We start from the raw sequence: 17965 nt of genomic DNA on the forward strand, positions 1-17965 counted from the left end.
GCTTTAAATAGGTTTTAGACTCTCTTTATTTATACGTTTATAGACTAGACTATAAGGATTAAAATCTTTACAAAATATTACATTAGTAGCTTCAATTAGATTGACTATTGTAAGAAAACCTTATATTATAATAACAAACGAACATAATATTACACAATACTTTATAAAAATTACATGATTAATCATAAAACTGTTTGTTAATATCATTAAGGGGGAAGTGAAGTGGAAAATAATAACTTAAAGGGTGTAAAAAAGGGAAGTTTACTGGGGCTTTTACCTTTAATTGCCTTCTTGGTACTTTACATGGGGACGGGTTTAATAACAGGAGATTTTAATGTGATGCCACTAATGGTTGGAATGTTAGTTGCCTCTGTTGTCGCAATGTTTTTAAATACTCCTGAAGGTGAAAAAAGTTAAGTCTAGATGAAAAACTATCTTTATTCTGTAAAGGTGGAGGAGAAGAAACTTTAGTTCTAATGGTAGTAATCTACGTACTGTGCGGAGGTTTCTCAGGTATTACTCGCGGTATGGGAGCAGTTGATTCAATTGTAAACTTTGCTCTGTCAATTATTCCCAGTAATTTAGTACTGCCAGGATTATTCTTAGTTGGATGTTTATTAAGTTTTGCCATGGGAACTTCAATGGGTACTGTTGCTGCTCTAATGCCAATTGGAATTGGGATAGCTGAAAAATCAGGTGTAAGTTTAGCTTTAGTATCGGGAGTTGTAGTGGGTAGTGCAATGTTTGGAGATAACTTATCCTTTATTTCTGACACTACAATTGCGGCAACGCGAACTCAAAATATAAAAAACATTGAGAAGTTTAAAGCCAATGCAATTATGGTTTTGCCTGCTTTTATTCTAACTATTGCTTGGCTATTATTTCAAGGTGGCTCAGGAGCAATTGAACTAGGTACATATAATTTATTTTATACAGCTCCTTATATTTTAGTAATAGTGCTTTCATTAATGGGATTAAATGTAGCTGTAGTTCTAGGTTTGGGAATTGCTTTGTCAGTGGTAATTGGCGTTATTAACGGAAGCTTTACGTTACTTGGCAGCTTTGCAGTACTCCATGAGGGAATAATGGGGATGGAAGATATGGCTGTAATAGCTGTAATAGTAGGTGGAATAGTGGAGCTGATGAGAGCTTATGGAGGAATTGATTTTCTATTGTATAATTTAACTAAGACCACTAAGACTAAAAAAGGTGCAGAACTTTCAATTGCAGGGTTAGTAAGTTTATTGGATTTAGCTATGACTAACAATACGATTTCTATAATTGCAGCGGGATCTATTGCCAGAGACATCTCTCAAGAATATGACATTGCTCCTCAAAGAGTGGCAAGTTTATTGGATATCTTTGCCAGTGCCTTTAACGGTTTGGCTCCCTATGCAGGTCAACTGTTAGTAGCAGGAGGAATGGCGGGAATTGCTCCGGCTTCCATTATGCCTTACAATGTATATTGTATTTTAATGTTGGTATTTGGATTACTTTCCATAATAACAGGAGTTCCAAATTATAATAAAAAAGTAAAAACAAAATAAGAGTGGTGACTTAGGTCCTACTCTTATTTACTTAAAGGAGAGGTTATGGATTATAAAAGTATATTAAGTGAGGAAGAAATAAGAGAATATGCAAAAAAACACATTGATGACTTTAGAGAGGGAGAAATATCAATAGATGAAATAGGTGATGGGAATATTAACTATGTCTTTAAAGTAACATCTAAAGGTGGAGAGAGTTTAATTTTTAAGAAGGCAGAAAAATTACTACGTACTTCAGGAAGACCTTTAGATCAAAAGAGAATTGAGATTGAACAGGAGTACTTAAAAATTGCCGACTCATATGTAAAAGATAAAGTTCCTAAAATATATGAATTTGATAAAGGTAATTCACTGATAATTATGGAGGATATATCGGATTTTAAAAATTTAAGAACAGAACTTATAAATGGAAATATTTATAAAAATATGTCTAAATGGGTTATAGAATTTTTAATTCCTATTTTAAGTAATACTTCGGACATTGTAGATGATGCGGAAAATAAAAAGGAGAAAATGAGATTTTTTATTAATCCTGAAATGTGTAAAATTTCTGAGGATTTAGTACTTACTGAGCCATATAATGACTATAAAAATCGTAATATAGTCTATAAAGGTGAAGAAGATTTTGTAAGGGAATATATTTATGAAGATATGACTTTGAGAAAAGAGGTTAATGAATTAAAAATTAACTTTATGAATAATTCTCAGGTGCTGTTACATGGAGACTTACATTCCGGTTCGATTTTTGTTAACGAAAGTGGATTAAGAGTAATAGATTCTGAATTTGCCTTTTATGGACCGGCAGGTTATGACATAGGAAATGTTTTGGCCCACTATGTAATTTCCTATATTACTTCAAGTGTGGAAAATAATAAAACAATGCAGTTTATGGATATACTTATAAGTGAAACTAAGTATCTTTATGACAAAGTTTTTAAGAAGTTGTTAGTTGCTCTTATTGAAAAGGCAAATGCTTTTTATACTGTTGAATATCTAAGAAAGTATGTAAACAGTATTAAATCGGATACTTTAGGTTATATGGGAACGGAGATAATAAGAAGAGTTGTGGGGGATACAAAGACCAAAGAAATAGAAGAAGTTTCGGAATTTAACAGGATTGAAAGTGATAAAGCTCTAATTAAATTTGGTAAGTACTGTATTTTAAATAGAGGGGAAGACATCAAAGGAGATGACTTAGTAGATTATATTAAATTTTTATTGTAGGAGATTAAAATGAAAAGACAAGATTATGATTTGCCATACCTTTTGAGATATGAAAATGTGGCTTGGTATGAGGATGGACAAGTAAGTATTTTAGATAGAAGGATATACCCTATTAAAAAAGAAAAGGTTGTATGTAGAAGTTATAGTGATGTAACTAAAGCCATAGCGGAAATGGTAACTCAAAGTGCAGGCCCCTATACTGCTGTAGGAATGGGAATGGCACTGGCTGCTTATGAGTGTAGAAAGGAAAGTTCGGAAAATCAAATCAACTTTTTAAAAGAAGCTTCCTATAATTTGGCTAATGCCAGACCTACAACTGCCAATAGAATGAGTTTAATAACGGAAAAGTCCTTTGAAATCGGTAAAGAAGCGATTTTAAAAGGAGAAAATCCAATTGAGGCAATTAGATTAGATACTATTGACTCTTTAAATCGAAGATATTCTACAATGGAAAATGTGGCTAAGTACCTTGTTAATCTACTTAGCAGTGATTCCGCCGTTTTAACTCAGTGTTACGGAGAGACTATAGTGGGAATGCTTTTAAGACTTGCAAAACAAGAAAAAAAGGACCTTAAATTTTATTGTGCAGAGACCAGACCATATTTTCAGGGAGCTAGGCTGACGGCTTCCTGTTGTGCGGAAATGGGTTTTGATACTACTGTAATAACAGATAATATGGTGGCTTGGCTGTTGGAAAATGAAAAGGTAGATATATTTACTTCAGCTGCCGATACTATAACGGAAAACGGCTATGTAACTAATAAAATAGGAACCTATCAGATTGCAATTTTATGTGAAAAATTTAATGTACCTTACTATGTTACAGGTTTACCTGATATTGGAAAGAAAGATAGAGATAGCATAGTAATTGAAATGAGAGACCCTGAGCAAATGTTGAAATTTTTGGATATTAAAATTACAGATAAAAATGTTAAGGGAATATATCCTTCCTTTGATATAACACCTCCGGAACTTATAAAGGGAATAATTACAGATAAAGGAATTTTCAAACCTGAGGAATTAAGTGGATATTTAAAGAATCCCACAAAGTTTTATTAATAAGGAGATAATATGAAATTATTAGTGAGAGCTCCAATGGTGGAAAGGGATTTAAATAGATTGAAAGGTGTTTTTAGTGAAATTATCTATAATCCTTGGACCATAACTGGAGAGAGATATTATGAAGATGAAATGATAGAGTTATTAACTAGAGAAAAACCTGATGGCTTGATAATTGAATTAGACGAAATAACTGAAAAGGTAATAAGGAATTATAAAGGATTAAAATTTATAGGTGATTGTAGGGCAACGCCGGAAAATATAGATGTGAAATCCTGCAGTGCTTACGGAATACCCTTACTTACAACTCCGGGAAGAAATGCTCAGGCAGTGGCGGAATTATGGCTATCTACAGTAATTATGTTTCTTCGAAATGTTCTTGCTTCAATGAAATGGATGGAGGAAGAAAATTGGATAGATGGTACAACACCTTATTATTTATTTAGAGGAAATGAATTATATGAAAAGCATGTGGGATTTATTGGAATGGGTGCTGTGCCAAGAGCAATTTTTAAATTACTTAAGCCTTTTAACTGCAAAGTGTCCTACTACGATCCCTATTTAAAAAATGAAATTGAAGGTGCGGAAAAAGTATCTCTGGAAGAAATATTTAAAAATTGTGAAATTGTCTCAGTACATTTGCCTTCAAATGAAAATACAAGGGAAATGATAGATGAAAAGCTTTTAAATTTAATGAAAGAAGACGCCATCTTTATAAATAGTTCACGTTCAAATGTAGTGGATAACAAAAAATTATACAGAGTACTAGATGAGAGGAAAATACGCGGCGCTATTATAGATGTCTTTGATGTGGAACCTCCTATTGGCGGAAAGACCATATTTGACAATTTAGATAATGTTATACTAACACCTCATATATATGGTGCAACTTTTGAAGTGGTAAATCATCAGTCTAAAATTATAACAGATAAAATTTTAAAGTTTATAGATGGTGAAAATCTAGAAGAGATTATTTTCAATAGTGATATTTTAACAGGTGAATCATGAGAGAAGAATATTATTTGCTAATTGATATTGGTACGGGGAATACTGTAGTTGCCATAGGAGATAGCAAAAGGAATATAGTGGATTTTATGGGATTTTCAAATGAATATGAAAGAGATTTAGCCTATGAAAATTCATTGGTTTTTTCCCCTGAGAAACTCTTGGATAAAATCATTGTCGCAATAAAGAATTTACTTGGTAAGAATGAAATCAGAAGGATTGAATCTATAATATGCGACAGTCCTAGACAAAGTTTCGTTTTACTAGATGAAAATAAAAAAGCGATTATTGGAATGCCAAATATAGACAATCGGGGCAAGGAGTTTATTGAAAAGTACAGTGATGAAAAATTAAAAGAAAAAGTATATACACTAAGCGGTCATCCTTTAACAGAGGACTTTGGTGCGATGAAATTAGTAGCCACTAGAGAGAGGCAAAAGGAAATTTTTAATAAATCACGTTGGTTTATAAGTATCAGTGAATGGTTGGGAAGCGTATTTACTGAAAAATTGTCTATGGAATATTCACATGCCGGAGAAACTCAACTTTTTAATATAAAAGAAAATCGTTGGGATGAGGAGCTATGTGAAATATTTAATATTGATATCGATATATTACCTGAAGTAGTGAGTAGCGGAAAAGTGCTGGGAAGTATAAAAAATGATTTTACTACAGAGTTTGGGCTTGATTCTCAAACGGATTTTATAGTGGGAGGAGCAGATACACAGTTTGCTTTAGAAGGGATAGGAGATATAAATAAAAGTGATTTAGTAATCGTGTCAGGAACTACTACTCCCATTATAAAGTTGAGAAATAATCCCATCTATGACTATGAAAATAATATTTGGAATGGGAAACACTGCGGCGGAGAAAAGTATATGGTTGAGTCTAATCCCGGGGTTACAGGATTAAATTATCAAAACTTTAAAGAAATCTTTGCTCATAATATAAGTTATGATGAACTGGAGAATCAATATTTGAAAATAAAAAATCCCCGTGTAGTTGCAAGCCTAACGTCACAGATAACTTTAAAGGCCAAGGGAAGTATAAGGGGTGGATTTTATTTAACGCCACCAAATTCAAATAATATTACAATTTACGATTTTATGTATGGGATTTTATGTGACAACGTATGTGCAATATATGAAAAGTTTAAAATTTTAAATGAAAAAGAAAAAAACAATTTAGTAGTAGGTTGTGGGGGAGGTTTTCAATCTGAAAACTTTACACAAAATCTTGCTAATTTAATAGGACTGCCAATAAGTTTAAATGAAGGGTTTAGTAAAAGTTCATTAATGGGTTTATTAAATAAGTCAGTTAAAAATAAAAACAATGAAGAGCTTTTTTCAAATACAGTTAAAACTTATTATCCTAAAGAGGGTACATATATTCACTTATACTATGAAAAGTGGCTAGAGAGTGTAAAATGAAATATTTAAAAGGAGAAAAAATATGTTAATGATTGAAGAGAGAAAGAAAATAGTGGAGTTTGGTAAAAAACTTATAACTGAGGGATTGACTACGGGAACAGGCGGAAACATTTCCATTGTAGATAGAGAGAAAGGTTACTTTGCCATAAGTCCAAGCGGAATTGACTATTTTGAAACTGAAATTGAAGACATTGTCATAATGGATTTAGAGGGGAATGTAGTAGAGGGAAAAAGAAAACCTTCAAGTGAATTTGAAATGCATAGATTAATATATTTAAATAGAGAAGAATCCGGAGCAGTGGTGCATTGTCATTCAACTTTTGCCACAGTACTGGCTTGTAATAGAATGGACTTGCCCGCTTCAAATTACATTATAGCTGATGCAGGGGGAAAGGATATAAAGTGTGCGGAGTATGCTACCTTTGGAACTAGAGAAATAGGTGAAAAAGCTGTTGAGGCAATGGTGGGAAGAAGAGCTTGTCTTCAAGCTAATCATGGTCAAATTACCTTTGGCAAGACTTTAGAAAGTGCTTTTAATTTAGCTAAGACAGTTGAACAACTTTCAAAGATTCATGTATTTGCTTCGGCTTGCGGGAAACCGGTAATAATTGATGATGAAGAAGTTGAAAATATAGTTCACAGATTTCAAAATTATGGACAAAGTACGAAGGAAGAACAGTAAAAAAGGAACCTAAGCTAATCTTAGGTTCCTTTAAATTGCGTTAAAGTTTAAAGTATTTCACAGATACCCGGGTCCTGAATATCTTTACCTGCATCTACATTTACATCGTCATAGCTGTTGTCTTCATTAAATTTTCTAACAACATAAGAGCATTGAGCTTTAATTTTAAAATTGTTTTCTCTTGCATAAGATGTAAGCTCATTAAGAAGCTTTTCAGCCATACCTTGGCCTCTTAGTTCAGGTTTTACCACAGTACTTGCAGCAATTAGAACCTCAGGGTTATCTTCAGTTGGTCTAAATTTAATAAAACCTGAAGGATTTTCCTTACTTTCTCCTACCCAAAATAAATTTTCGTCTCTAACTATTTTATTCATAAAATCATCCTTTCACTTCCTATTAAAAATTATATACCCCTTAAGAGATATTAATTAACAAAACAAATATCCCAATATTTAATAAGTTTACATATTTGATATAATTATTAATAAACTTAGAATTTAAGATTTTAATATAACTATTTAAAGAGGTAAGAATGTATTATTTTATAATAAATCCAAAATCTCAATCGGGAAGAGGAGAAAAAATTTGGCTGGAAATCAAAAGGAAAGTTGAACTTAAAAAAATTGATTATAAATACTTTGTAACAGAGAAGAAAGGTGATGCTCAAAAGTTTGCTAAAGAAATTAGCAGTGATTTAACAGAAAAGGTCATTATAGTAGTGTTAGGAGGAGACGGGACACTTAATGAGGTTATAAATGGATTGAAAAATATTAATTTAATAACTTTGGGAATTATTCCTACAGGTTCGGGAAATGATTTCGTAAGGTCTTATGGAAAGATTAAGGATTTAAATAGTCATGTGGAAAAAATTTTAAATCCTAAAGATATTGTAAAATACAATATAGGCTATGTGGAAAATGAGTATGGGTGTAGAAATTTTATAGTGTCCTCAGGTTTTGGTTTTGATGCAACTATAACAAACGAAGTCAACAATGCTAAATCAAAGATAGTATATAAAAACACCGCACTTGGAAAACTTATCTATGCATTTAGCGCATTAAAGGTAATGGCCAGCTTTAAACCGTTGGAGTTGAAAATAACTGAGGGCAGTGGAGAGAGAATTTTTAAAAGTTGTTATTTTTGTGTAATTATGAATACAGCCTATGAGGGAAAGGCCGTAATGTTATGTCCTCAAGCAAAGGGTTATGACGATTTTTTAGATCTCTGCATATTTAATACTAAGTCAAAAACAGTAGTTATCTATTTGATTTTAAAGGCATTTTTTGGTAGACATGAAAACAGTAATCGAGTTTATATTTCAAAGGGTAGGAAGTATAAAGTGGAATGTTTAAGCTCCACCCATTGTCATGTTGATGGGGAACAGTTAGGTAGGAGTACTTGGGCGGAATATGGTTTAAGAAATGAAAAAATAAATATTATAGTAAAATAAAAAACCTCCGAAGAGGTTTTTTTAAATTACTAATTTCCCTATATTACTTAGATATGCGGAAATTCTTTCATAGCTGCTTAAAAGTTTTTCATAGAACAGACCGCTTTCAGGGTCGCAAGTTCCGTTTTTCATTCTATCTATGTGGCGATTTCTAAATGTTTCAATTTCAACTTCTACAATGTCATTAATTCTACGGGTATTTGCACGTCTTTCTTCTCTGGTCTTATCTTCATAGATAGATTTATATAGACTGTTTAGACGTTGATCTAAAATTCTGATTTCCTTATGGAAATCTTCACTGTAGTATAGGTTTCTATCATAGGATGCCTTTGCATATTCGCCAATTGATTTTGTATGGTCTCCAATTCTTTCTATATCTCTTACAATTCTCAGATAACCTGTGAAATAAGAAGCCATTGTATCATCCATAGGTTCACTTAAAACATCAATAATGTATTTTGTAATATTGGAGTTTAAATAGTTTATTATCTCCTCATTATGCAAAAGAAGTCTATGTTTCTTTTCGTCATAATCATTAAATATTTCCATTGCAATTTTATAATTTTCTCTTGCAATATCTAACATTCTTGTGGTTTCCGCTCTTACGTCAGTTAGAGCTGCATTGGAATCTTTACCGCTTTTAATATTAATATACTTAAGAGCAAGATCTTCTGTTAGAGGATCCTTTCCAGGTATTAATTTTGTAGCAAGATTTGCAAGGTACTTAGAAAATGGAAATAGTATAACAGTGGCTACAATATTAAATAAAGTATGGAAATTGGCCAACTGTGCTGCAGGTAAATCCTTAGAAAATTTTACAACCCAAGTTTCTATAGGAAGTATACCTAGAAGAATTACAAATATTATAGTTCCTATAACGTTAAAGAGCACGTGTACAGCGGCTGCTCTCTTACCGTTTTTAGAGCTTCCCATAGCAGATAGTATACTGGTAATACAAGTACCTATATTAAAGCCGAATATAATGTACATTGAGCCGTGTAGTCCAACTAATCCCTTATTGGCAAGTGCTTGCAAAATACCTAAGGAAGCACTTGAAGATTGAATAATTGCAGTAAAAAAAGTACCAACAAAAATACCTGTTATTGGATTTGAAATCTTAGTCATCAAAGATACAAAAGCCTCATTTGTTTGTAGAGGAACCATTGACTGAGACATAATATCCATTCCCATAAATAAAACTCCCAGCCCCATAACTACCTGTCCAAGATGGGATATTGAGCTTTTATTTATAAATTTATACATAAAGAACCCAATAAAAGCAATTAAAGGTGCTGAATCAGTAATATTTAATGCAACTAACTGTCCGGTGACCGTTGTACCTATATTGGCCCCCATAATTACTCCTACGGCTTGTTGCAGCGACATTAAACCTGCATTTACAAACCCTACAACCATTACTGTTGTAGCGGAACTACTTTGAATAATAGCTGTAACAGCAATTCCCACTCCAATACCTTTAAGGGTGTTGGAGGTTAATTTTTCAATAATTTTTTGAAGCTTATTTCCGGCAAAGAGTTCCAACCCTTCGCTCATTAAATCCATACCATATAAAAATAATGCAAGTCCGCCTAGTAGCGAAAAGATATAGACAATTGAAAAGCTTTGAACCGTCGACATTTTTTCCTCCTATTAAATTAATCCATTGTTAATCATAACTCAATTGTAGAAAATTTCATAGTAATATTTTGATTTTTAAAGAATGTTTTAAAAGTATGGTGGACTAAAATAATATTATTATTTTCTAACGAAGGCGATTGCAAGACACCCCGGGCCTACATGAGTTCCTATTACACCACTTATGGGAAACATTGCCGTGTTTTTTAAGTTATATTTTTTAATAGTTTCATTCATAAATTGAATACATCTTTCTTCGCTGGAAGTATGTCCAAAGTATACCGGGAAACTTTCATCTACTTCAGTGGCTTCAAATTCTTTATAAAGCAAGTTAAGTGAAGCTTTTGAACCGCGTGCTTTTCCCAATTCTTCAAGTACAGAATTTTTAAGTATAATCGTAGGTTTAATATTTAACAATTCACCTATGAAGGCCATTGAAGCGGGAATTCTTCCACCCATTTTCAAGAATTTCAAAGTATCAAGAGCGCCGCATACTACTGTGTGTCTCTTTAAATTTTCTATAGCACCTGCAATGTTTTCAAGTTCTTTCCCTTCATCTCTTAACTTAACAGCATGTTCCACTAACAGCCTTTGGGTAATAATAGCCTGTTCGGAATCAATAACTCGTATTCTGTCATAATCTATCATATCCTTTGCCAGGTTTGCGGAATTGACAGTGCCGCTGAGTCCTCCGGCAAGTGTAATTACTAGAACATCATCACCTTTTAACTTTGCTTCGTTATATATATTAAGGTACAATTGTGGAGATGGTTGACTTGTTACAGGTAGAGAAGTTGATACTTTTAATTTTTCAAAAAAACAATCAAAATCTTCAACTGTATTTTGAGGACAGACTTCATCTCCAAAACTAATAGTAAGAGGTACAATATCTATATTTAATTTAACTGCTTCATCAATAGTAATGTCTGAAGCACTGTCAGTAATAATTCTAATCATAATCTTTTCCTTTCCCAAATATAATACTTTTTAATTATATCATATTAAAAATATTCTATAAAATAACAAAGCTCTGCTTTAAAACAGAGCTTTGTTTAGTAGATTAAATTTCCTTATCAGTAGTATTATTTATAGTATCTTTTTTTAAATGTTTCTCTTCATTTTTTAAGTGGATGTATCCTAAAATCACTATGAATAAAGCACCTATAAAGTTAACTATTAAATCTTTCATAGTGTCAACTATTGCAGCGTGGCCTATCAATATTTCTCCATGATAGGTCATAAATTTTTGCATATTGGTTCCTAGTATATGATCTGCCAAAAACTCATAGATTTCCCAAATTACACCGCAGGTAGTGGCAAAGGAAAGAGCAAAGAGACTTACAAAGAAGGGCGTTAAATTCAAGTGGAGTTTTTTATTTTTATTTAAGAAATCCACTATTACAAAGCCTAGGGCACCAAGCATAATTGCGCTGAAACAATGTAAGATAGTATCCCAAAAAGGTACTTTGTAATAAAAATTTCTAACTTCGCCTAAATAAATTGCACAGAATAGGAAAATAAAGTAGATGATTTCCATCATATCAGGAATATCGACACCAAACTTCTTTTCAACTTCAGAGGGCAGAAATATTACAATCATTCCAACTAAACATTGTAATATCATAAGTACGTAATCGCTTTTCACCAGTTCATAGGCTTTATTGGAAGTTCCGCTGGGAGCTTTAACTAGGTTTACAGTTGCATAGACTACAGAAAGGGCAAGAAGTATAAAGAGAATTTTAAAAATAAGTGTCTTTCTCTTATCTATTTTATTATTTTTATTATCGTCAGTATTAAGATTTTTTTCCATTATAATTCCTTTCTATTTTGGCTAAAGAATAAATTAAAGAGTATTTTCAATATATTTATCTGCTTTTAATAAAATATCCATAATTAAATCTATTTCCTTGCGAACAATTAATCTAACTGATTTCTTATCCAAACTTTCAAAGGAAAGTCCGGATACTGTATTAAGTCCGAAAGCACTTAATACCTTCCATAGATTAACATTTGCATCAGTATAGATTAACATTATGGGGCTTTCAAGAGATGTGTTGGCGATTTTTAAATTTTTCGTTTTTGAAATACCCTTAATTAAAGTTTGTTTTTTTGTTTTAATATCAGAGATTAGGTTAGGAATATAATCTTTATCATCAATTAAAATTTCAGCTAGAATTCGTCCTAAGCTATTACAGTTAAAAGGAGAAATAAATTTTTTTAAATATTTACTACTTTCTTCGCTGCTTATGGAGTAACCTACTCTAACACCGGCCAAGCCATAACCTTTCGAAAAACTTCTTACAACGTGTAGATGCTTGTATTCCTTTATTAATGGTGCTGCTGAATTTTCAATATCCATATAGTCTCCATAAGCTTCATCTACAATAATTGCCATATTTAAATTTTTAGCAGCTACAACTATTTCTCTAACTGTTTCAATGGGAAGAATTTGACCTGTTGGATTATTGGGATTTTCCAAAAACACTAAGGAAGCATTACTTGAATGCATCTTATTTAAAAAATCATCTTTTACAAAGGTGTAATTATTTTCAGGTTTAAGGTCATAGTGGCTATGTTTAGCTCCGATTAAGTAAGCGTGGTCGGTATAGGCGGAAAAATTGGGAACATAACTAAATAATCCTTTATTTCCAAGTAAGTAAAGTAGATTAATATTAGTTAATAAATCATAGGAGCCATCACCTAAAGTTATATTTTCTCTATTTAAATTGACTATGCAATTAAATTTTTCTATAATTTTATCTACTAGAGAGAGATTGTTTGGATAATTTTTAATAGAATCACCACTTATTCTACTTAATTTTTCTAAAATATATTTCGGCGTATCTCCATAGTAGATTCCCAAAGAAGCGTCCACTATAATTGGATTTTCATTAGACCCGTCATAGGATTTGGGTATGTAATTTTTAATTGTATTATTTATTAAATCGGACATATGCTCCTCCTTATATTTGGGGTTATTATAGATAATATATTAATTTACTTTAAAACTCAAGAAAGTGATTTTAATTTCACTTGACTAATTTTATAGTAAAAAATACAATGATTTTATATATAGCAAAAAGTGACGTTTATTTTATAAATTGAGAGGTTAAAATGAAAGTATTAATTGCGGGTATTGGTAAGTTAGGATTTCGTGTGGCACAATCATTAGTTGATGAAGGAATGGAAGTAATAATTGTAGATAAAAATGAACAGGTAGTAGAAAATGCAACAAATACCTTAGATGTTATGAGCGTTAATGGGAATGCTTTGGATTTAATGCTTCTAAAGGAGTTGGGGATAGAGCAATGCGACATTGTTATTGCTACTACCAGAAGTGATGAGGCAAATGTAATTTTATGTACCATAGCTAAAAAAATGGGATGTGGCATGAGTATTGCCAGAGTTAGAAATCCGGAATATCATAAACACTTAAATTATCTAGGTGAAGAATTAAATATCGACCTCATTGTCAATCCTGACTATGAAAGTGCTTTAGCTATCGAAAAATATCTTTTGAAAAAATATTTGCTAATGAGTGATGACTTTGCAGGTGGTAAAGTTAAATTAGTTGAATTTAACATAGGTGAGAATAAACATTTTGTCGGCAAGAAATTAATGGAGTTAGAAGGTTTTGAGAATCTGTTAATTACTACAATTGCAAGAGACGGAAAGACTATAATACCAAATGGTCAAACTGTTTTAGAGGAGAATGACGTAATTTTACTTGTGGGAGATTCAAAAACTATTGAGTTTTTTGACAAGGAACATTCCGATGTAGTTAGATTAAGAGCAGTTCAAAAAGTTATGATTGTAGGCGGAGGTAAGATAGGATATTATCTTGGAAAACTTCTTGTTGATTCAGGAATTGAAATTACAATTGTAGAAGTAGATATGGATAGATGTTTATTCTTAAAGGAAAAGTTACCCGAGGCTACTATTATAAACGGAGACGGTACGGATATGAATTTGTTGGAAGAGGAAATGATTCACACTTTTGATGGATTTGTAGCTGCAACGGGAATTGATGAGGCTAATTTATTAATTTCCCTAGTTGCAAAACAGGTGGGAGTCTATAAGACAGTAGCTAAAATTTCAAGAAGTAACTACAATTCAATTATAGATAAATTATATATTGATGCTGTATTTAATACTAATTATATAACTGCCGGCAGAATATTAAGAGTTATAAGGGGGTCAGGTTCTCTCTCTGTAAACTTGATGTTAAGCGGAGATGCAGAATTTACGGAACTGGTTTTAAAAGAAGGAGTCCTTGCTTTAAATAAACAGGTTCAGGATTTAAATTTGAAAAAAGGAGTTTTAATCGTTTCTGTTGTAAGAGACAATGAGGTTATAATTCCAAAGGGAGATACAGTTTTAAAAGCCGGAGATCATGTAATTATATTTTGGGCTCATGATATGTTAGATGAAATGAACAGAGTGTTTAAAACAGTACGTCAAAAGAACGGTTTATTTTCATCAAAACATAAATATATAGAAGATGACGGTGGGGGAAGTCTGTGAATTATTTGCTAATAATTAAAATGCTGGGGACCATATTATTTATAGAATCATTGTTTTTATTACCTCCCTTAGCTTTAAGTATATATGATAATGATGGAACAAGTATAAACATACTTTTAATAATGGTTCTTATGTTTTTAATGGGGTTTGGTGCTATGAAAATAAGGAACAGGGAAAAAACCATAACTCCAAAAGACGGACTATTTATAGTGGCTTTTTCTTGGGTAATAGCTTCTATATTTGGAGCGTTACCCTTGTATATATGTACTGATTTAAGTTATATAGATAGTTTTTTTGAAATAGTTTCAGGATTTACTACTACAGGAGCATCTGTAATACCAAATATTGAACTATTACCGAGATCTATTGTGTTGTGGAGAAGTATAACGCATTGGCTTGGCGGAATGGGTATTTTGGTCTTTACCATAAGTTTGCTGCCGAAACTTGGGGTTGGGGGATTTCAAATTTATAAAGCTGAATCTCCGGGACCGATGGCTGGGAAAATAGAATCTACAATGCGCCAATCTGCAAAGAGACTTTATGCTATCTATTTAACCATTACATTAATATTATTTTTATTGTTGGTAATGGGGGGAATGGGTATATTTGACTCGCTAATTCATACATTTGGAGTAGTTGGTACAGGTGGATTTTCAAGTAAAGCAGATTCTATAATGAGTTATAACAGCTACTATATTCCGTGGGTTATGACCGTTTTTATGGTGCTTTGCGGAACTAATTTCTATATTCACTACTTGTTATTCCAGAAAAAATTCACTGAGATATTTAAAGATGAGGAATTGAGATTATACTATATTATTTTATTAGTTTCTTTTATTATTATAACTTTGGATTTATATCTTAACAATTATGGAAACTTAGCTATTAGTGCAAGAGACGGTGCTTTTCAAATAAGTTCAATTATTTCAACATCAGGCTTTGCAAATGCTGATTACGATTTGTGGCCTAATTTAAGTAAGTATATTCTTCTGATTTTAATGTTTATAGGTTCTTGTGCCGGGTCTACTGCTGGAGGATTTAAAATTGTAAGATTAGTTGTACTATTAAAGCTGGTAAAGAGGGAATTACAAAGGGTGGTCCATCCAAAAGCGGTAATTCCTATTACTTTAAACGGAAGAAAATTAAAAGACGAAGTAGTTATGGGTATTAATTCCTATTTCGGAATATATGCAATAGTCTTTGTCATATCTGTGGGAATAATTTCCATATCTGAAATAGACTTAGTAAGTAGCATATCCTCTGTGGCAACAATGTTAAGTAACGTGGGTCCTGGGTTTAACCTAGTTGGACCTACAAAAAATTTTGCATCCTTTGGAGCAGGATATAAATTATATTTTAGTTTTTTAATGTTACTTGGAAGACTGGAGTTCTTTACGATTTTAGGACTAATAAGTTTTAGATCTAGGAAAAAGACTATACAATAATCAGAACAATAAATATTTTATATAAAGAGAGAAATGGCACAATAAACTAATAGAAGAGCCATTACTGTATTTGTAATTTTAGAATATTTAGAAAACAGTGTCTTAAATATAGAACCAAAAGCAAGCCAAAGTAGATTTGAAGATACACTTATTATTGGAAGTAAAATAGTAAAGGGCAAAATTTTAAATACCTGTCCATTATATACAGGTATTATGTAAGTTTGCATGGTAACCAGCGCATATATAATAACTTTTGGGTTTACAAACTGAAGTAGTAATCCTGATAGAAAATCGCTTTTTAAGTTCTCTTCTTCATTTATTGATGAGCTGATAAAGATTTTTCTTGCTAAGTTTAACATATATATAGCACCGATTATCATCATCGGTGTTTTTATAAAAGGTATTATTGAATTTAATAGACTGCAAAACAATGCTGAAAGGGACATTAAAATAAAACATCCCACAAAAACCCCAAAACTAAAGGGTAGAGATTTTTTAAAACCCAGTCTGGATCCATTTGACATTGCCATTATATTGTTTGGTCCCGGAGTTATAGTTGAAATAATTACGTACGTAAGAAAATTAGCCCAATTAAACATTTTACACCTCTGTTAGTATTTTTTAAGTATATTTTAAATTGTTGGATGAAGACACAATCAATTCCATTATAGATTAAAACAATGTAAATTTAAATAAGTAATAGTAATAAGATATAAGTGATTGGAAAATTCAATTATAAAAAATAGGGAAGAAGTCTTTAATAAAAGCTTTTTCCCTATTTTAATTTAAACTGGATTATTTAAAATTTTGGATTACTTCCACTAGAGTTTTGGCAAACTCCTGATTTTCTTCCATAGTTCCTATGGAAACTCTTGAATAATTGCCTTTCATTGGTCTTATAATCACACCTCTTTTTTGCATTTCCTCAAAAAGTGTTTTGGAATCTATCATTGGAGTTTCAAAGAAGATGTGATTAGTTTGACTTTTACAGTAGGGTAAACTTAACTTATCCAGTACTTCATAGAGATATTTTTTACCCTTTAAATTATTTTCGTATACTTTTTTTAAAAAAGCTTTATCATCAAGTGCGTTTATTGCTGCAAGTTGTCCAAGTACATTACAGTTAAAGGGTCCTCTAACCTTATTTATATTTGCAATAATATCCGGCTGCCCAACTAGGTAACCAACTCTTAATCCTGCTAAACCATAGATTTTGGAAAAAGTTTTAACTGTAATTACGTTGGGATACTCTTTGAATAAATTATAAGCATCTTTAATTGCATCTTCTGATTCAGCAAATTCAACATAGGCCTCATCATAAACCACTAAGATGTGTTTAGGTACTTTATTTAAAAAGTTTAAAACTTCTTTTTCAGTTAAAAGAGTTCCTGTAGGGTTGTTTGGATTACATACCCAAATTAATTTGGTATTTTCATTTATTCTGTTTAAAATGCCATCTAAGTCATACCTATAGGACTTCATTGGAACAAAGTTGATTTTTGCACCCATAATAGTAGAGGAGTCAGTATATCTTGTAAAAGTATATTCACTTAAAATAACTTCATCTGTGGGATTTATGTAGGTTTGTGCAATTAAAGTTAAAGCTTCATCTCCTCCGTTGGTTATAAGTAGATTTTCCGGTGAAAGTTTAAGAGTTTCAGATAATTTTTCCTTTAAATCTGTGGCATTTCCATCGGGATAAATATTTAAACCTCCATTGATATAATCAACTAGAGCTTTTTTGACAACCTCACTGGTACCAAATGGATTTTCATTTGAGGCAAGTTTTATTACATTTTCAAGACCGTATTCCTTTTGAACATCTGCAATAGGTCTTCCGGGAACGTAGGGTATTATGTTTTTAATTTCTTCTCTGGCTTTAATCATATTTCACACCTCAATTAATATTTTATTATATATTATAGTTTTATTACTTAAATTAAGCAAATGTAATTAATGAAATA

17 protein-coding genes are annotated in these 17965 nt (G+C 31.7%); 10 read left to right on the forward strand and 7 right to left on the reverse strand.

Going from position 1 to position 17965, the window contains the following annotated elements; genetic code table 11:
• Nucleotides 1-222: 222 nt before the first annotated feature.
• From EF514_RS10935 to EF514_RS08475, 7 genes are read left to right on the forward strand one after another with little or no spacing between them, the layout of a single operon-like run.
• Nucleotides 223-417, forward strand: a complete 195-nt coding sequence (locus EF514_RS10935; protein ID WP_240649046.1) for a hypothetical protein — start codon at nucleotides 223-225, stop codon at nucleotides 415-417.
• A gap of 59 nt (nucleotides 418-476) precedes the next feature.
• Entirely contained in the window at nucleotides 477-1547 is a 1071-nt protein-coding gene (locus EF514_RS08450) for a Na+/H+ antiporter NhaC family protein (protein WP_240649047.1), read from the forward strand.
• A 45-nt stretch (nucleotides 1548-1592) separates the two neighbouring features.
• On the forward strand, nucleotides 1593-2771 hold the full coding sequence (gene mtnK, locus EF514_RS08455) for an S-methyl-5-thioribose kinase (protein ID WP_127725009.1): 1179 nt from the start codon (nucleotides 1593-1595) through the stop codon (nucleotides 2769-2771).
• A 9-nt stretch (nucleotides 2772-2780) separates the two neighbouring features.
• Nucleotides 2781-3830, forward strand: coding sequence for an S-methyl-5-thioribose-1-phosphate isomerase (locus tag EF514_RS08460; protein WP_127725010.1), 1050 nt, complete (start codon nucleotides 2781-2783; stop codon nucleotides 3828-3830).
• 12 nt (nucleotides 3831-3842) lie between these two features.
• A complete protein-coding gene (locus tag EF514_RS08465) occupies nucleotides 3843-4838 on the forward strand; it encodes an NAD(P)-dependent oxidoreductase (RefSeq protein ID WP_127725011.1) in 996 nt (331 codons plus the stop codon).
• Entirely contained in the window at nucleotides 4835-6265 is a 1431-nt protein-coding gene (locus EF514_RS08470) for an FGGY-family carbohydrate kinase (protein ID WP_127725012.1), read from the forward strand. The genes EF514_RS08465 and EF514_RS08470 overlap by 4 nt, the downstream gene beginning before the upstream one ends.
• A 22-nt stretch (nucleotides 6266-6287) precedes the next feature.
• Nucleotides 6288-6947, forward strand: coding sequence for an L-fuculose-phosphate aldolase (locus EF514_RS08475; RefSeq protein ID WP_127725013.1), 660 nt, complete (start codon nucleotides 6288-6290; stop codon nucleotides 6945-6947).
• Nucleotides 6948-6994: 47 nt separating this feature from the next.
• On the opposite strand, the gene EF514_RS08480 is transcribed toward EF514_RS08475, so the two are convergent.
• Entirely contained in the window at nucleotides 6995-7321 is a 327-nt protein-coding gene (locus tag EF514_RS08480; RefSeq protein WP_127725014.1) for a GNAT family N-acetyltransferase, read from the reverse strand.
• A gap of 158 nt (nucleotides 7322-7479) precedes the next feature.
• On the opposite strand from EF514_RS08480, the gene EF514_RS08485 reads away from it, so the two are divergent.
• Nucleotides 7480-8397 (forward strand): diacylglycerol/lipid kinase family protein, encoded by a 918-nt coding sequence (locus tag EF514_RS08485; RefSeq protein WP_127725015.1) that lies wholly within the window; start codon nucleotides 7480-7482, stop codon nucleotides 8395-8397.
• 21 nt (nucleotides 8398-8418) lie between these two features.
• Here EF514_RS08485 and EF514_RS08490 read toward each other — a convergent pair whose 3' ends face one another.
• The 4 genes from EF514_RS08490 to EF514_RS08505 form a co-directional block, all read right to left on the reverse strand.
• Nucleotides 8419-10035, reverse strand: a complete 1617-nt coding sequence (locus tag EF514_RS08490; protein WP_127725016.1) for a Na/Pi cotransporter family protein — start codon at nucleotides 10033-10035, stop codon at nucleotides 8419-8421.
• A 117-nt stretch (nucleotides 10036-10152) separates the two neighbouring features.
• Nucleotides 10153-10989 (reverse strand): DegV family protein, encoded by an 837-nt coding sequence (locus tag EF514_RS08495; RefSeq protein ID WP_205666417.1) that lies wholly within the window; start codon nucleotides 10987-10989, stop codon nucleotides 10153-10155.
• Between the two features lie 103 nt (nucleotides 10990-11092).
• Nucleotides 11093-11842, reverse strand: a complete 750-nt coding sequence (locus EF514_RS08500) for a DUF2238 domain-containing protein (RefSeq protein ID WP_127725017.1) — start codon at nucleotides 11840-11842, stop codon at nucleotides 11093-11095.
• Between the two features lie 33 nt (nucleotides 11843-11875).
• On the reverse strand, nucleotides 11876-12985 hold the full coding sequence (locus EF514_RS08505) for an aminotransferase class I/II-fold pyridoxal phosphate-dependent enzyme (RefSeq protein ID WP_127725018.1): 1110 nt from the start codon (nucleotides 12983-12985) through the stop codon (nucleotides 11876-11878).
• Nucleotides 12986-13146: 161 nt separating this feature from the next.
• Here EF514_RS08505 and trkA point away from each other — a divergent pair, with 161 nt between their 5' ends.
• Nucleotides 13147-14556, forward strand: a complete 1410-nt coding sequence (gene trkA / locus EF514_RS08510) for a Trk system potassium transporter TrkA (protein WP_127725019.1) — start codon at nucleotides 13147-13149, stop codon at nucleotides 14554-14556.
• Entirely contained in the window at nucleotides 14553-16001 is a 1449-nt protein-coding gene (locus EF514_RS08515) for a TrkH family potassium uptake protein (protein WP_127725020.1), read from the forward strand. Before trkA ends, EF514_RS08515 begins: the two co-directional genes overlap by 4 nt.
• A gap of 17 nt (nucleotides 16002-16018) precedes the next feature.
• Here the strand turns inward: EF514_RS08515 and EF514_RS08520 are convergent, their stop codons facing one another.
• The gene (locus EF514_RS08520; RefSeq protein ID WP_127725021.1) at nucleotides 16019-16600 is read right to left on the reverse strand and encodes a LysE family transporter; all 582 of its coding nucleotides are present in this window, start codon (nucleotides 16598-16600) and stop codon (nucleotides 16019-16021) included.
• Nucleotides 16601-16796: 196 nt separating this feature from the next.
• Nucleotides 16797-17888: a histidinol-phosphate transaminase gene (gene hisC / locus EF514_RS08525; protein ID WP_127725022.1), complete on the reverse strand. Its 1092-nt coding sequence runs from the start codon at nucleotides 17886-17888 to the stop codon at nucleotides 16797-16799.
• Nucleotides 17889-17965: the final 77 nt, after the last annotated feature.

The organism is Anaerosphaera multitolerans, assembly GCF_004006535.1.
Classification (GTDB): domain Bacteria; phylum Bacillota; class Clostridia; order Tissierellales; family Peptoniphilaceae; genus Anaerosphaera; species Anaerosphaera multitolerans.

Excerpts from the sequence above, each read along its gene's own strand:
- EF514_RS08450 (WP_240649047.1), top strand. The coding sequence starts at position 477 with ATGGTAGTAATCTACGTACTGTGCGGAGGTTTCTCAGGTATTACTCGC.
- mtnK (WP_127725009.1), top strand. The coding sequence starts at position 1,593 with ATGGATTATAAAAGTATATTAAGTGAGGAAGAAATAAGAGAATATGCA.
- EF514_RS08460 (WP_127725010.1), top strand. The coding sequence starts at position 2,781 with ATGAAAAGACAAGATTATGATTTGCCATACCTTTTGAGATATGAAAAT.
- EF514_RS08465 (WP_127725011.1), top strand. The coding sequence starts at position 3,843 with ATGAAATTATTAGTGAGAGCTCCAATGGTGGAAAGGGATTTAAATAGA.
- EF514_RS08470 (WP_127725012.1), top strand. The coding sequence starts at position 4,835 with ATGAGAGAAGAATATTATTTGCTAATTGATATTGGTACGGGGAATACT.
- EF514_RS08475 (WP_127725013.1), top strand. The coding sequence starts at position 6,288 with ATGTTAATGATTGAAGAGAGAAAGAAAATAGTGGAGTTTGGTAAAAAA.
- EF514_RS08480 (WP_127725014.1), bottom strand. The coding sequence starts at position 7,321 with ATGAATAAAATAGTTAGAGACGAAAATTTATTTTGGGTAGGAGAAAGT.
- EF514_RS08485 (WP_127725015.1), top strand. The coding sequence starts at position 7,480 with ATGTATTATTTTATAATAAATCCAAAATCTCAATCGGGAAGAGGAGAA.
- EF514_RS08490 (WP_127725016.1), bottom strand. The coding sequence starts at position 10,035 with ATGTCGACGGTTCAAAGCTTTTCAATTGTCTATATCTTTTCGCTACTA.
- EF514_RS08495 (WP_205666417.1), bottom strand. The coding sequence starts at position 10,989 with ATGATTAGAATTATTACTGACAGTGCTTCAGACATTACTATTGATGAA.
- EF514_RS08500 (WP_127725017.1), bottom strand. The coding sequence starts at position 11,842 with ATGGAAAAAAATCTTAATACTGACGATAATAAAAATAATAAAATAGAT.
- EF514_RS08505 (WP_127725018.1), bottom strand. The coding sequence starts at position 12,985 with ATGTCCGATTTAATAAATAATACAATTAAAAATTACATACCCAAATCC.
- trkA (WP_127725019.1), top strand. The coding sequence starts at position 13,147 with ATGAAAGTATTAATTGCGGGTATTGGTAAGTTAGGATTTCGTGTGGCA.
- EF514_RS08520 (WP_127725021.1), bottom strand. The coding sequence starts at position 16,600 with ATGTTTAATTGGGCTAATTTTCTTACGTACGTAATTATTTCAACTATA.
- hisC (WP_127725022.1), bottom strand. The coding sequence starts at position 17,888 with ATGATTAAAGCCAGAGAAGAAATTAAAAACATAATACCCTACGTTCCC.